Genomic DNA, 551 nt, shown 5'->3' with positions numbered 1-551 from the left:
AGGAAGGCGACCGCGTCGAGGTTCTCCCGGCCGCCGTGCTCGTTGGGTGTCCACTGGCCCGGCTCGCGCGAGTAGTCCAGGTACAGCATCGAGGCGACGGCGTCCACGCGCAGTCCGTCGATGTGGAACTCCTCGCACCAGTAGACGGCGTTGGCGACGAGGAAGTTACGGACTTCGCGGCGGCCGTAGTCGAATTCGAGGGTGCCCCAGTCGGGGTGGGCGGCCCGTAGCGGGTCCGCGTGCTCGTACAGGGGGCGTCCGTCGAACTCGGCCAGTGCCCAGTCGTCGCGGGGGAAGTGGGCGGGTACCCAGTCCATGAGGACGCCGATCCCGGCCCGGTGCAGGGCGTCGACGAGGTATTTGAAGTCGTCCGGGGTGCCCAGCCGTGCGGTGGGCGCGTAGAAGCCGGTGACCTGGTAGCCCCACGATCCGCCGAAGGGGTGCTCGGCGACCGGCATCAGCTCCACGTGGGTGAAGCCCAGGTCCGAGACGTAGGCGGGGAGCTGGTCGGCGAGCTGGCGGTACGTCAGACCGGGGCGCCAGGAAGGGAG

Annotated in this window: 1 protein-coding gene; it reads right to left on the bottom strand. The window is 69.9% G+C overall.

Annotated elements, in window-relative coordinates:
- Positions 1 to 551: alpha-amylase family glycosyl hydrolase (locus ACX28W_RS44035; protein WP_459005712.1), on the bottom strand; the 551-nt coding region annotated here is incomplete at both ends.

Source organism: Streptomyces sp. SD15, from assembly GCF_054462255.1.
This window is presented reverse-complemented; position numbering and strand designations above follow the sequence as displayed.